The organism is Taklimakanibacter lacteus (assembly GCA_003576695.1).
Classification (GTDB): Bacteria; Pseudomonadota; Alphaproteobacteria; order Rhizobiales; family Aestuariivirgaceae; genus Taklimakanibacter; species Taklimakanibacter lacteus.
In genome coordinates, this window is record QOZQ01000015.1 from 23,837 (window position 1) to 38,022 (window position 14,186).

At 63.1% G+C, this 14,186-nt stretch carries 12 protein-coding genes and 2 tRNA genes; 9 read left to right on the forward strand and 5 right to left on the reverse strand.

Translation table 11 applies throughout. The features are described 5' to 3' along the window. The first annotated feature begins 8 nt into the window (after nucleotides 1–8). Nucleotides 9–473, forward strand: coding sequence for a hypothetical protein (locus tag DT068_RS25230; protein WP_119392673.1), 465 nt, complete (start codon nucleotides 9–11; stop codon nucleotides 471–473). Here DT068_RS25230 and DT068_RS25235 read toward each other — a convergent pair. Then, nucleotides 456–1,358, reverse strand: coding sequence for a LysR substrate-binding domain-containing protein (locus DT068_RS25235; RefSeq protein ID WP_119392674.1), 903 nt, complete (start codon nucleotides 1,356–1,358; stop codon nucleotides 456–458). The genes DT068_RS25230 and DT068_RS25235 overlap by 18 nt on opposite strands. Nucleotides 1,359–1,458: 100 nt before the next feature. Between DT068_RS25235 and DT068_RS25240 the strand changes: the two genes are divergently transcribed. Next, a complete protein-coding gene (locus DT068_RS25240; protein ID WP_119392675.1) occupies nucleotides 1,459–2,154 on the forward strand; it encodes a glutathione S-transferase family protein in 696 nt (231 codons plus the stop codon). A gap of 238 nt (nucleotides 2,155–2,392) precedes the next feature. Here DT068_RS25240 and DT068_RS25245 read toward each other — a convergent pair whose 3' ends face one another. Next, nucleotides 2,393–3,865: a helicase HerA-like C-terminal domain-containing protein gene (locus tag DT068_RS25245; RefSeq protein WP_119392676.1), complete on the reverse strand. Its 1,473-nt coding sequence runs from the start codon at nucleotides 3,863–3,865 to the stop codon at nucleotides 2,393–2,395. A 104-nt stretch (nucleotides 3,866–3,969) separates the two neighbouring features. Here DT068_RS25245 and DT068_RS25250 point away from each other — a divergent pair, with 104 nt between their 5' ends. The 5 genes from DT068_RS25250 (at nucleotide 3,970) to DT068_RS25270 (ending at nucleotide 9,959) form a co-directional block, all read left to right on the forward strand. After that, a complete protein-coding gene (locus DT068_RS25250) occupies nucleotides 3,970–4,359 on the forward strand; it encodes a DUF2780 domain-containing protein (protein ID WP_119392677.1) in 390 nt (129 codons plus the stop codon). Next, nucleotides 4,352–5,725 (forward strand): methylmalonyl-CoA mutase subunit beta, encoded by a 1,374-nt coding sequence (locus tag DT068_RS25255; protein ID WP_162914441.1) that lies wholly within the window; start codon nucleotides 4,352–4,354, stop codon nucleotides 5,723–5,725. Before DT068_RS25250 ends, DT068_RS25255 begins: the two co-directional genes overlap by 8 nt. Next, a complete protein-coding gene (scpA, locus tag DT068_RS25260; protein ID WP_119392679.1) occupies nucleotides 5,722–7,869 on the forward strand; it encodes a methylmalonyl-CoA mutase in 2,148 nt (715 codons plus the stop codon). Before DT068_RS25255 ends, scpA begins: the two co-directional genes overlap by 4 nt. Then, entirely contained in the window at nucleotides 7,866–8,549 is a 684-nt protein-coding gene (locus DT068_RS25265; RefSeq protein ID WP_119392680.1) for a hypothetical protein, read from the forward strand. The genes scpA and DT068_RS25265 overlap by 4 nt, the downstream gene beginning before the upstream one ends. A 72-nt stretch (nucleotides 8,550–8,621) precedes the next feature. Continuing rightward, nucleotides 8,622–9,959, forward strand: a complete 1,338-nt coding sequence (locus tag DT068_RS25270; RefSeq protein WP_119392681.1) for a TIGR03808 family TAT-translocated repetitive protein — start codon at nucleotides 8,622–8,624, stop codon at nucleotides 9,957–9,959. 54 nt (nucleotides 9,960–10,013) lie between these two features. Here the strand turns inward: DT068_RS25270 and DT068_RS25275 are convergent, their stop codons facing one another. After that, nucleotides 10,014–11,006, reverse strand: a complete 993-nt coding sequence (locus DT068_RS25275) for an asparaginase (protein WP_119392682.1) — start codon at nucleotides 11,004–11,006, stop codon at nucleotides 10,014–10,016. Beyond that, the gene (locus DT068_RS25280; RefSeq protein WP_119392683.1) at nucleotides 10,999–12,234 is read right to left on the reverse strand and encodes an MFS transporter; all 1,236 of its coding nucleotides are present in this window, start codon (nucleotides 12,232–12,234) and stop codon (nucleotides 10,999–11,001) included. Before DT068_RS25280 ends, DT068_RS25275 begins: the two co-directional genes overlap by 8 nt. Before the next feature lie 257 nt (nucleotides 12,235–12,491). Here DT068_RS25280 and DT068_RS25285 point away from each other — a divergent pair, with 257 nt between their 5' ends. Then, nucleotides 12,492–13,802, forward strand: coding sequence for a hypothetical protein (locus DT068_RS25285; RefSeq protein WP_162914442.1), 1,311 nt, complete (start codon nucleotides 12,492–12,494; stop codon nucleotides 13,800–13,802). Nucleotides 13,803–13,827: 25 nt separating this feature from the next. Here the strand turns inward: DT068_RS25285 and DT068_RS25290 are convergent. Further along, nucleotides 13,828–13,902, reverse strand: a tRNA-Gln gene (locus DT068_RS25290). Between the two features lie 190 nt (nucleotides 13,903–14,092). On the opposite strand from DT068_RS25290, the gene DT068_RS25295 reads away from it, so the two are divergent. Further along, nucleotides 14,093–14,169, forward strand: a tRNA-Pro gene (locus tag DT068_RS25295). The last annotated feature ends 17 nt before the right edge of the window (nucleotides 14,170–14,186 follow it).

Below are 14,186 nucleotides of genomic sequence, written 5' to 3' on the forward strand. Positions count from 1 at the left end.
AGACGAGCATGACATTGCATCGATTTCTGATGGCTATCTTTGCAGTCATGGGCTGGGTTCTGGCGGGCTTTCAGGCATTCCTGCTGTATAATGCGCTGCACCGCCCTTTCGATGACTCGATCTCTTTGGCCGGACGCCATACGGACGAGCTACTCGCCTTGCATGAAAGAAACGACCAGAGCGAAGAAGTCCTTGCCTGGCTCAAGCAGTATCACGGCGAGGCGCCCGGACATCAGGTTAGGATCAGCTTCATCGTATGGGCTATCGATAACACAAAATCCGCTGAAACTATCTTGGAAAAACTTCAGACGGATGCCGCCACCACGAACGGTCTGGCATTTGCGATCACGGACGGCTGTAGGAACAAAGCTTTTCGCGATGCTTTTGGACAAAGCACTTCCTCGACGGTAAGGGCAATCATCTCGGAAGTAGATCGTCTCCAGGCGCTCGTTCCCTCATCTGGATGCGTCTGAGGCCTGTCTCGCGTCAGCCAGAAAATCGATCACGGCACGCACGGATGGAAGTTGGCCACGGCGATGCGGCGTCAGGATGGTCGTGGTCACGGCGCCGGCGTGCCACCCGGGCAGAAGATGAACGAGTGATCCTTCGCCAATTGCCTGGGCGGCATGGCTTTGCGGCGCGCAGACTATGCCGAGTCCGGTGATCGCTGGTTTCAACAAAACGAGCGATTCATCGGCTACGAAGCGTGGCCGGGGCGCGACGTCGACCACACGCCCATCGCTGCCGGTGAGGCGCCAGATCCGCGCCGATGGACCGGTCAAGAGCCCGTCATGATCCTTGAGTGTCTCAGGCGCGGTGGGCGTTCCCCGTTCCTCGAGATAGCCCGGCGAAGCGACGAGGATGATCCGCTCGGTGCTGATGCGCCGTTGCATGAGCCCTGAATCCGGCAGGGGCGCAAAATGGCTGCGCACCGCGATGTCGAAGCCTTCCTGAAGCAGATCGACGAAGCGGTCGGTGACATGAAGCTCGATCTCGAGCTTGGGAAACGTGTGCGCCAAAGCGTGGAGACGGTCGGCGAGATGGAACTGGGCGGTCGGCACCGAGGTGGTGATCCGAACCTTCCCACTCGGTTCGGCCAAGCGGGTGCGGATCACGGTTTCGGCAGCTTCCGCCTCGATCACGGCGGCGCGGGCATGGTCATAGAAATCGCGGCCGGCATCGGTCAGGGCGAAGCTGCGCGAGGTGCGGTGGATGAGACGAGCGCCGAGCGCCGTCTCGAGCTCGGCCACCCGCTTGCTGACCGTCGACTTTGGCTGGCCCAGTCTGCGTCCCGCAGCGGCGAAACTGCCCTGCTCCACAGCCTGGACGAAGAAGATGAGGTCATTGAGATTGTACATTTATCGTCCAACTTTGTGGACTTTCAGATGCATTTTGGCCGTCTACCGGCCCGAAGTCCACGAGATTATGTGGGTAGCCTTCAACATGAGGAGACCTCACATGACCCCTATCCTGTTCTATGGCGTTCCTTCCGGCTGCTCCTTCGGCTCGATCGTGGCGCTCGAATGGCTGGGCAAGCCCTACCGGCTCGCCCGCATCGACATGCCGGAAGTGGTGCAAAGCGATGAATATCGCCGCATCAATGCGGTCGGCGAAACACCGTCCCTTCTTACCCAGGATGGCCGCCTCATCAGCGAAAGCCTGGCGATCCTCAACCACATCGGGACGAGCGGCATCGAGAAGGGCCTCGGCTTCAAACAGGGCGCGGCCGGCTTCGACCGGCTGAACCAGACGCTGGCCTATCTCAATACCAGCTTCTTCAGCAGCTTCGGCCCGCTCTGGTACACGCTCGAGCATGACATGGCGCCGCCGGCGAAGCAGGCGCTGCGCGCCTATGGGGCGGCGAATGTCGCCAAGGTGCATGATCAGCTGGAGAAGATGCTGGGCAAAGGCCCGTGGCTGCTCGGCGAACAGCGCACGCTGGCCGATGCCTATTTCATCGGCATCGCGCGCTGGACCAAATATCACGATGTGATCGACCGCAAGGACTATCCGGGCCTCCGGCAGCTGTTCGAACGGCTCGAGGACGATCCGGCGGTGAAATTCGCCCATGCGATCGAGCATGGCGACAATCCCAAGGGCAACGGTGGCTTCGCCGGCCATGTCAGCCTGGAGACGGCGCTGGGCGAGATTTGACGTGCAAGCCAGGAGAGAAGAGCTTCTTCTCTCCTGGACCGCATCAGGCGGTTTGTTCCTGCAATCCTGGGCATGACCATGAGATTGGAGAATTCCAACATCGAAACATGCGCCTCCTGCCGGACTTGCCGCGTATGGCGGAGGAACAATGTCGGAGATAAACCCCCTGTTCTTGCGGTTTGTGGAATTCTCTGAGCTGAGAGCCTCTCCCCTGTAAACCCCTTTAATTCCTCGTATTTCAGCGGCGCGTGAACCCGCCGAGGATGCCGCGCACCAGCGAACGCACCACCATCGAGCCGAGCTGGCGGCCGACACTGCCGGCGACGTTCTTGATGAAACGATCGGTGGCCGATTCACGCTGGCGGGGCGGGGCGCGCGCCTCGCGCGCCGCCTGCTTTTCGGCCGCTGCCTTTTCCTGCGCTGCGGCCCGCTCATTGGCGCGCCGGATCAGCTTCTCATAGGCCGACTCGCGATCCTCGGCCTCGTCATACTGGCCATAGACCGGCGACGACTTGATGAGCTTCTCGCGCTCCTGCGGCGTGATCGGGCCCAGGCGGCTTTCGGGCGGGCGGATCAAGGTGCGCTCGACCATGGTGGGCACGCCCTTCAGATCGAGCACGGACACCAGGGCCTCGCCCTTGCCGAGCTCGGTGATCGCCTTGTCGGTCTTGAACTTCGGATTGGGCCTGAAAGTATCGGCCGCCGTCTTCACCGCCTTCTGCTCGCGCGGCGTATAGGCGCGCAGCGCGTGCTGGACACGGTTGCCCATCTGGGCCAGCACGCTTTCCGGCACGTCGAGCGGATTCTGCGTCACGAAATAGACGCCGACTCCTTTCGAGCGGATGAGCTTCACGGTCTGCTCGATCTTCTGCAGCAGGCCGGCCGGCGCATCGGTGAACAGCAGATGCGCCTCGTCGAAGAAGAAGACGAGCTTCGGCTTATCGGGATCGCCGACCTCGGGCAGCTCCTCGAAGAGCTCCGACAGCAGCCACAGGAGGAACGTAGCATAGAGCTGCGGCGAGGACATCAGCTTGTCGGCGGCGAGGATGTTCATATAGCCGCGGCCGTCGCGCGTGGTGCGCATCAGGTCCTTGATGTCGAGCGCCGGCTCGCCGAAGAACTTGTCGCCGCCCTGCTCCTCGATCACCACCAGTCGGCGCTGGATCGAGCCGATGGTCATGGCGTTGAGATTGCCATAGTCGGTGCGCAATTCCTTGCCGCGGGCGGCGAGATCGGAGAGCAGTGCGCGCAGATCCTTGAGATCGAGCAGAGCAAGGCCTTCCTCGTCGGCGATCTTGAAGGCGATGTTGAGCGCGCCTTCCTGCGCATCGGTCAGGCCCATGAGGCGCGACAGCAGCAACGGCCCCATCTCGGAAATGGTGGTGCGGATCGGATGGCCCTGCTCGCCGAACAGGTCCCAGAAGATCGTCGGTGTGGCCGCGAAGCCGTAATCGTCGAAACCGACCTTCTTGGCGCGCTCGATGAGGAAATCCTGCGGCGTTCCTTCCTGGGAGATGCCGGAGAGATCGCCCTTCACGTCGGCCGCGAAGACCGGGACGCCCGCCTGGCAGAAGCCTTCCGCCATGATCTGCAAGGTTACGGTCTTGCCGGTGCCGGTGGCGCCAGTCACGAGACCATGGCGATTGGCCATGGGCAGGAAGAGCTCCTCGCGCTTGCCGGCCTTGCCCAGAAAGATCGTATTATCAGCCATCGTCAAAGAGTCCCCCTGCTTCCCAAAAAGCCCCGCGATATGCGGCTTGCAGTTGAACCAATCTGCTATAAAACGCTGGCCAGTTCAAACTTGCCGGAGTTCCCATGCAGGAGCTGATTGCCCGAATTGTGACCAAGACCGGACTTCAGCCCGAGCGCGCCGAAAAGGCCGTCGGCATCATGCTGTCGCTGGTGAAGACGCAGGGCAACCAGCAGAAGGTGGGCGAGCTGTTCGCCAGGTTGCCGGGCGCCGATGAGCTGGCGCGCAAGCATGGCGGCGATGGATCGCGGGGCGGCGGGCTGCTCGGCATGCTGGGTGGCGGCCTCATGGGCGGGCCGCTCGCGGCCATCACCAAGTTGCAGGCGGCCGGGCTCAATATGGACCAGATCAAGCAGCTCGGCTCCGAAACGCTCACTTATGCGAAGGAAGTGGCGGGCGAGGATCTCGTCAAGCAGGTGGCGAGCTCCATTCCGGGCCTTGGCGGCTATGTCTGACACGCTCCCGATCGCTTCCGAATTTCCGGCGGCGGGCGAGAGCGATTGGCGCCGGCGCGTCGAGGCTGTGCTCAAGGGCGCCGATTTCGAGAAACGGCTTACATCGAAGACAGCGGACGGCATCGCCATTGGTCCGCTCTATGGCACGGGTAAATCCACCGAAGCGCGGCGGCGCGAGCAGACGCCCTGGACGGTGATGCAGCGCGTCGATCATCCCGATGCCGGCAAAGCCAACAAGCAGGCGCTCGAAGACCTCAATCACGGTGCGACGGGACTCAATATCATCTTCGGCGAGGCTTCCTCCGCACATGGCTTCGGCCTCGCGGCGCCCGATCGCAAGAGCTTTGGCCGCCTCCTTGCCGATATCAGGGTCGATGCGATCGCGCTTCGCGTCTCGGCCGGTCGCGACGGCGCGTCGGCGGCCTTGGCGCTGGCAGAATGGATCGCAACGCAGCCCATCGATCCGGAAAGGCTGACGCTCTCTTTCGGACTCGATCCGATCGGTATCGGCGTGCCGATGGACCTCCGCCAGACCGTCGACTTGTTGCGCGAGCAGCATTTCACCGGGCCTTTCGCCGAGGCCTCAGGAATCGTCTGGCATGATGCGGGCGCCAGCGAGGTGCAGGAACTCGCTTTGACGCTCGCGACCGGCGTCGCCTATCTGCGCCGGCTCGACAAGCTTCCCGGCGAGATTCTCAAGCGCGCGGTCGGCCTCGCACTCGCCGCCGACCAGGACATGTTCGCCACTCTGGCGAAATTCCGTGCCTTGCGACTGCTGTGGTCGCGCGTCCTCGCGGCATCGGGCCTCGAAGCCGACGCGCTGCAGATCCATGGCGAAACCTCCTGGCGCATGATGACGGCGCAGGATCCCCATACCAATATATTGCGCAGCACCGCCGCCGTCTTCGGCGCAAGCCTCGGTGGAGCGGACCTGATCACCGTGCTGCCCTTCTCGCTGGCCCAGGGGCTTCCCGATGAATTTGCCCGCCGCATCGCGCGCAACACGCAGACGATATTGCAGGAAGAATCGCAGCTCTGGCGGGTGAGCGATCCGGCATCGGGCTCGGGTTACATCGAGCACCTGACCCGCAGCTTCTGCGAGGCCGCCTGGAGCCTGTTCCAGGATATTGAGAAACGCGGCGGCATCCTCGCTGCCATAGAAAGCGGGCATGTCGCCACGCTCATCGCGGAGAAGCGCCAGCAGCGCCTGTTCCGCATCCAAGGCATGACCGAGACCATCATCGGCGTGACCCGTTACAGGTCGTTGCTGGGAATGCCGGCCGCCATCGAAGACGTCGCGCCGGGCAGACCTGTAAACGGCCACCGTCTCGCCGAACTCTTCGAGGCTGAGGGAGGGGCGCAGTGAGCCGCATCCCGGATTTCACCAAAGTCGACTTCCGCGCGAGCGCTTCGCCAACCGCGGCAGCGGTCTGGCAGACGCCGGAAGGGCTCGATGTCAGGTCATCCTATTCGGCCGCCGACACAAAGGGCCTCGACTTCCTTGCGACATGGCCGGGCATCGCGCCTTTCCTGCGCGGGCCCTATCCGACCATGTATGTCACGCAGCCCTGGACCATCCGCCAATATGCCGGCTTCTCGACGGCTGAGGATTCGAACGCCTTCTACCGGCGCAACCTGGCTGGCGGGCAAATGGGCCTGTCGATCGCCTTCGATCTCGCCACCCATCGCGGCTATGATTCCGATCATCCACGCGTCGCCGGCGATGTCGGCATGGCGGGAGTCGCAATCGATTCCATCTATGACATGCGCACGCTGTTCGACGGCATCCCCCTCGACAAGATGAGCGTGTCGATGACGATGAACGGCGCGGTGCTGCCGGTGCTGGCGCTCTATATCGTGGCGGGTGAGGAGCAGGGTGTTTCGCCGGAGAAGCTCTCCGGCACGATCCAGAACGACATCCTCAAGGAATTCATGGTGCGGAACACCTATATCTATCCGCCCCGGCAGTCGATGCGCATCGTCTCCGACATCTTCGCCTATACCAGCGAGAAGATACCGAAATTCAACTCGATTTCGATCTCGGGCTATCACATGCAGGAAGCGGGCGCGACCGCCGATCTCGAGCTTGCCTATACGCTGGCCGACGGGCTCGATTATGTGCGCGCCGGCATCGCCGCCGGCCTCGATATCGACCGCTTCGCACCCAGGCTCTCCTTCTTCTGGGCGATCGGCATGAACTTCTTCATGGAAGTGGCCAAGATGCGCGCCGCCCGCATGCTGTGGGCGAAGCTCATCAAGCGCTTCGAGCCCAAGGATGAGCGGTCGCTGTCGCTACGCACCCATTGCCAGACCTCGGGCTGGAGCCTTGCCGCTCAGGATGTGTTCAACAATGTGGTGCGCACCGGCATCGAGGCGATGGCGGCGACGCAGGGCGGCACGCAATCGCTGCACACCAATTCGCTGGACGAGGCGCTGGCATTGCCCACCGACTTTTCCGCCCGCATTGCGCGCAACACCCAGCTCTTCCTGCAGCAGGAAGCGGGCACCTGCCGGGTCATCGATCCGTGGGGCGGCAGCTTCTTCGTCGAGAGGCTGACGGGCGATCTGGCGGCAAAGGCCTGGGCCCATATCGAGGAAGTCGAGGAAATGGGTGGCATGGCCAAGGCCATCGAAGCCGGCATTCCGAAGCTCAGGATCGAGGAAGCAGCGACCCGGACGCAAGCGCGCATCGACACCGGCGAGCAGACGGTCGTCGGGGTCAACAAATATGTGAGCGGCAGGGATGCCGAGATCGAGATCCTGAAGGTCGATAATTCGGCGGTGCGGGCGCGCCAGATCGAGAAGCTCACAAGACTCAAGGCCGAGCGCGATCCCAAAGCCTGCCAATCGGCGCTCGACCAGCTGACATTGGTCGCCAGGAGCGGTGACGGCAATCTCCTCGCGGCTGCCGTCGATGCGGCGCGCGCCAAGGCCACCGTCGGCGAAATCTCGCTGGCGCTCGAGAAAGCCTGGAGCCGGCATGCCGCCCAGAGCCGCGCCGTCAAGGGCATCTACGAGGCCGCGGCGAAAGGCAGTCAGCGGCTCGAGGAAGCGCGCCGTTCGGTGGCCGCTTTCCGCGAAGCCGACGGCAAGCCGCCCCGCATCCTGGTCGCCAAGATCGGCCAGGACGGGCATGACCGCGGCCAGAAGGTGATCGCGTCCGCCTTCGGCGACATGGGCTTCGACGTCGAGGTCGGCGCGCTGTTCTCGACGCCAGAGGAAGTGGCCGAGCTCGCGGCGAAGAGCGATGTCCATGTGATCGGCGTCTCTTCGCTCACCGCCGGCCATCTGAGCCACATCCCGATCCTGAAGGCCGCTCTCGACCAGCTCGGGCGCCAAGACATCATGATCGTCGTCGGCGGTGTCATTCCGCCGGAAGACGTGCAGACGCTGCTCGATGCTGGTGCTGCCGCGGTGTTCCCGCCCGGCACCGTCATTCCCGAAGCGGCGCAGAAGCTCCTGGAGCGCCTCAATGAGCGGCTTGGCTATGCCCAGAAGGCGGCGGAGTGAGCGCCGTCAAAATCTTGCTCACAGGGCTGGAAGTCGCCGCAGCCAGATACAAACTGCCCATTCTGAAAAAGCACAGTGATCAATCGCAAGCAGATCTAACTTTAGAGTTGAAGCGGAGAGGAGAACTGACTCTGCTGCTTGAATATAGGCTTGAGCAAAGTGGCAGCGGCAACGTTTTTGCCAGCTATTTCATTTCAGTTGATTGGCCAAAGGCCCAAAAGCTGCGGAAGTTGCAGCATGCGGTCGCCGATCCTCCTTCGGTTCCGTTTACACCGGCTATCCAGGCCGCGCGAGAGGCAGACTATTGCATAGCAAATTTTTCGGTGACCGGCGACACGAACTTCTTCAGCGAACGTAGTCCTCTCGTCTCGGACAACATTGAGTGGCTCGGGACGTATCTTCCAGAGACGATGAGGATCGCTATTGCGAAGATCGTCCCGGAATTCTCGCTCTACTGCGATCCTCAGATCCTGGCTGAGAAATGTACGGAGCCAACGTCGAGCAATCACCTTCATCTGCATGCGTTCGATATTGCCGCGATCCTGGCTGCCGCTGGACGCGCCGGGGGTTTTCATTCCTGGCGTGAGGATTTTGAGGCAGACCCAAGGTGGCGTGAATTCAGCAAGCGACCGGCTGTCCGTCGTTACCTGGATGCGCTCGAAAAGCATCTGACGCACTGATGCGTCGCCGCAGACTTCCCTCGGCACGGGGATTGCACGGTTAATGCGTGATTCCGCGAGGACTGTGCCAAAATGGATTTCTCACGCCGTATCTTCATGTCCGCAGCGCCGGTTCTGGCCGCGGGCACCGTCAGCGCCGGGCCGGCTCTCGCCGCCTCTGCGCCGGCCTCGCTCTCGGCCGCGGAATTCGGCCTCAAGCCCAACAGCACTGCCGACCAGTCGGCGACCTTGAGCAAGGCGGTCGCCAAGGCGTCCGAGCGCGGTCTCGCCTTGCTGCTGCCCGGCGGACGCTACCAGATCTCGGATATGCGCATCGACCGTCCGGTGGTGATCCAGGGCGTCGCCGGCCAGACGAAGCTGGTCACCCGGAAAGGCACACGGATTTTCACCATCGAGGCCACGGATGTCGTGCTCGACGGCATCGGCTTCGAAGGATCGGGCGATGCGGCGGAGCGCGACGCAGCACTGGTCGCTGCGCAGACGAGCGAACGCCTGACGATCGTGAACTGCGCCTTCCGCAATTTCGCCGGTAGCGGCCTCGAGCTGCGGCAATGCTCGGGACGGATCGCTCACAATCGCATCGGTGATGTCGGCATGACCGGCATCTTCGCGCTCGATTCGACCGGGCTCGAGATCGCCTCCAACCACATCACCGATATCGGCAATAACGCCATCCAGGTGTGGACCAGCGATCAGCGCCAGGACGGAACGATCGTCACCGGCAACAGGATCGAGCGCGTGCGTTTCGACAATGGCGGCACCGGCCAGAACGGCAATGGCGTCGTGGTGTTCCGGGCCGGCAATGTGACGGTCAGTGGCAATCGCATCAGCGACTGCGCCTTCAGTGCCATCCGCAACAATTCCGGGCGCAACTGCCAGATCGTCAACAATTCCTGCTCGCGGCTTTACGAGACGGCGATCTATGTCGAATTCGCCTTTGACGGCGCTGTCGTGTCCGGAAATCTCGTCGAGACCGCAGCCACCGGCATATCAATCACCAATTTCAATGAGGGCGGAAGGCTGGCTGTGTGCGCCAACAATGTCATCCGCGACATCACCGGCGGCGGATCGCAACCCGACAAACGTGGCCTCGGCATCGGCGTCGAGGCTGATACGATCGTCACAGGCAATGTGGTCGAGGCCGTATCGCATGTGGGCATCACCGCCGGCTGGGGCGCCTATGCCCGCAACATCCTGATCACCGGCAACCTCGTCCGCCAATGCCCCACGGCGATCACGCTCTCGGTGAGCAAAGGAGCGGGTGCCATGACCATCAGCGGCAACATGATCGCGCAGTCGCCGCAAGGGATCATCGGCATGGACTATACCAATGCCGTAACCGGCGATCTCGCGCTCGGTGATGCCATCGTGCCCGCCAATCTCAAGGTCAGCGGCAACAGCGTGACCTGAGGTTACCGCCCGTTCGGCAGGAATTCGTCGAAGGGCTTCAGGCGGAAACGAGTCTCAGATAGCCGCGTGGACGTCGCCGACATGGATCTTGCGCCAGTTGCGCAGATCGGTCGCCGCGAAGCCTTCAAGCGCCCGGCTTTCGGCCTCCGTCCAGACCGGCAATGACGCGAGGACTGCCGCCGTCGCCGCCTCGGAGGCGCGGTGCGCGCCGTCATCGCATTTGAGCGCGATCCCCAGGCCTGCATGCGGGATCGCGCCGCAGAACACGCCTTCGGCGCCCGTCTTCACGAAGGCGCGCGGAACGGCTTCCATCACCTTGGTGCAGAAACGATTGCTGCCCGCCACCATGAAAGGATGGGCGCGCACCGCCTCGATGATACGGCGACATGCGTCCCTGCGCGCATCGCTCAGGCCGGTGCCCGACCCGAAACGGGCGAAGCCCAGCGCCAGGTTGCGCAAGGGGATCGCCCAGGTCGGTACCGAGCATCCGTCGGTGCCATGCGGCTGGGCAGCGAGATCGACATCGCAGATCTCGCCCATGGCACGCGCGACCGCGCGCTGGACCGGGTGATCGATGCCCGTATAGCCCTGCACCGGCGCGTCGAGGTGTCGGGCGAGCGCCAGCATGCCGGCATGCTTGCCCGAGCAATTATTATGGATGGCGCGCGGCTTCTCTCCATGGCGCACCAGTTCATGCTGGTCGGCCATTTCATGCGGCCAGTGCGCCCCGCATTCATATTGCGCCTCGCTCCCGCCGGCCTTGGCGAGCATGCCCTGCGCCACCCGGACATGGCCTGCCTCGCCATTATGCGAGGCGCAGGCAAGTGCCAGGTCCTCAGGCGTGAAGCCGAAGCGGTCGGCGGCACCACTCTCGATCAGCGGCAGGCATTGGAAGGCCTTGATGGCCGAGCGGGGGAATATGGCCCGATCTATGTCGCCGGCCGAAGCGATGAGCTTGCCCGTGCCATCGACCACGGCGTAAGCGCCGGTATGGCGGCTTTCGACAGTACCGCCGCGGGTCACTTCGGCGATGACGGGATTAGGCATAGGCGGATTCCTTCACATCACGCGCCCACAGATACCAGCCGAGAGCCAGCACCTGCAAAGCGAGGAAGAAGCCGAAGGCCCAGCTATAGGCTTCCGGCGCATAGCCCGTAGCGGTCGGGGCGAACAGGCCGATGATCATGCCGATCATGCCCTGGGCTGCGAAGGCGGCAACGAACATGGCGAAATTGATCGAGGCGTTGGAACGGCCGGCGAGCTCATTGCCGATGCGGGCGGCAAACCACGGGAAGGCGAGGATGCCTGACTGTCCGGTGGCGGCGAGCACCAGCCAGGCGACGAAACTCGCCTCCGGAATGCGCAGCACGATGATGGCCTGGGCGAGGAGATAGCAGATCAGATAGCCGAGCATGACGGTGAGCGGGCTGATGCCGCGCCGCCCAAGCCGGTCGGCCACGAGGCCGCCCGACAATATGCCGATCATGAAGGCCACCGCCATCCACAGAAGATGGCGCGCCACCTGGTCGCGGTCGAGGCCCGCCACGTCGCGGAACCAGGGTCCCGCCCACAAGGTCTGGATGCCGATCTGGACGCCGGCCGTCAGCCCCAGGAACGGCGCCAGGCGCCAGAACAGCGGCAGTTTCAGGATGCGCAGCAGCTGGCTGAATTGCCCGGCAAAGCTGGCGGCGGAACGTTCGCCGTCGCGGCGCGGCACGAAGGTGAAGATCACCGCCGCAACCGCCAGAACCAGGCCGGCAAAGACGACGAAGGTGGCGCGCCAGCCGATCTCGCTCACCAGATATTCGGTGGGCTCGGTTGCACCGATGATGCCGAGCGCTCCCATCGACATGATACAGGAATTGGCGAGCGCCCGGCGTTCGGGCGGAACCCAGAGCGAGGTCGCCTTGAAGCCCGACATGAGGCCGCCGGCGAAGCCCAGGCCGATGATGGCGCGGGCGAGGAAGAGCGTGATGAAGCCGGGGGCCAGCGCGAACAACGCGCAGCCCATGGCCGCAAGCGCCAGCAGGGCCGCCTGGACCCGGCGCGGCCCGTAGCGGTCGAACAGGACGCCGAGCGGCAACTGGAACAGCGCGAAAGCCAGAAGATAGGCCGAGGTCAGGAGCCCGAGTTCCGCCGGGCTCAACTCCAGGTCCTTCACCAGATCGGGCGCCACCACCGCATTCACCGCCCGCAGCAGATAGGACAGCAGATAGCCCAGAGCGAATGGGGCCAATGCCGTCAGGATGATGCGGGGAGGAATGCCGGGCGTCATGGCAAATGCTGTCTGGGCTCGATGTGGTGCCGGGACGCTCTCTTAGCAGCATTCCACCTCAGATATACAGCCGGCTTCGCCATGACCCTGCCATGAAGGAACAGCAAACCGGGATGAAGCGTAGTGTCGCCTGCGGCCAGAAACGGGTTCAGCAGGCGAAGGCTTTCGGTTTATAATGGCAGGCGAATGACGGCGGCGGCGGCATTGGAACTGCGGAGATCACCAAGCGGGCCGCCCGCGGTCGGAGGAGGCCTGGAATGTTACGCAGTGCGCTCGTAGCGCTGAGTGCTGCTCTTATTCTTATCGTCGCTTTGGGCTGGCAGAATATCATGTCCACCAGCTGGGGCCAGCTGTCGGTCGGGTGGGACAGCCTGTCGACCTATTACGAGCAGGACCCGGTCAAGTTTTCAGGTGTCATCACCGATGAAAGCCAGATCAAGCCGCTGATCCCGAAAATGGTCGCCGCCGGCATAAGCCTGGACAATGCGCCCTATCCGCAAACCCGGACTGAGAGCGCCCGGCTGACCACCAGCAACCGGGAATGCGAGGGAACGAAGGCCAATCTGGACAAGACTTCGCTGTTCCTGCGCTCCAATCTGTTCGAGCCGCTCGATCCGATCGTCGCCTATCATGACCGCAGCACCAGGGTTCCCTCGGACCTTGCCCTGTTCTTCCAGGAATATGGCTACGGCCAACACGGACTCACCACCAATGCGCTGGGCGAACGCACGACGCTTCCCGCCACCGACCTGCCCCGCAAGGTGATCGTGGCCGGCGGCGCCTTCGCCTTCAGCGCCCCGCTCGATGATGCCAACACGCTCGCCTCCAGGCTGCAGGCGCGTGACGATGCCCGCCAATATGTCACGCTCGCCATCCCCCATGGCACGGCCGAACAGGTGATCTGTAACCTGAACAAGGAAGTGCCACGCTATAGAGGCCAGATCGACGAGCTCATCTATGTCTATGCCGAGCAGGATCTCGATTCGGGCCGCAAATACGGCACGCCGGAGGAAGTGATCGCCTGGCTGAAGAATCTGGCGCAGAATGAATCGATCGCGAAGACGACGATCGTCTATGCGCCGACCATCTACAATGTGGCGCCGCAGCTCACCCGCGGCAAAGGGCAGCTCAGCGAACGCATTCCCAATCGCGACGCCCAGAAGGACCGGCTGAGCAAGATCGCCGCCGGTGCCGGCTTTGGCTGGTTCGATATCGGGGCGATCGTGAGCGACGCCAACAAGACCCAGGCTGCGCCCTTCTCCATCCTCACTTACTTTGCCGATGACAGCAATCTGTCGCTGGAGGGCATGAACCACCTGATCGACAAGATGAAGCCACCCAAGGTCGAGCCCGTGCTCGCCTCCACCGCGCCCCAGCCGGGCGAGGAGGCGCAGGCGCAAGCGCCGGTCGATCCGGCGCCCGAGCTCAAGAAGCGCATCGCCAAGCAGGAAGACGCGCTCGAAAAGATTCGCGCCGCGGCAGGACGCGCCGCCAAGAACAACCGGCTCAAGCGCCAAGTCGGCGACATCCTGCAGAAGCTCAAGGAAGAGCTGGCGGGCGAGCCTTGAACGTCAATTCCGGCCCCGCCTGAGCTGGCTGGGGCGCCAGGATTCGAACCTGGGAATGGCGGAATCAAAATCCGCTGCCTTACCACTTGGCTACGCCCCATTGACCGGCGGGGGACCATATATCCGCTCACCTGCTGCACCGCAATGACGGCGTCACGCCTGCGTGATTTTAACGGGAATGGCCGTTCCGCGAGTTGAACGATTGTCATCTCCATGCGCCCACCCGGTCGCTGCTGTTTTGGCTTGACCGCAATCGGCTGGAGAGGCAAAAGCCCTGTGTTTTCAGGTTACGGAGTGTAGCGCAGTCTGGTAGCGCACCTGCTTCGGGAGCAGGGGGTCGGAGGTTCGAATCCTCTCACTCCGACCAACTTTCCTAATACATTG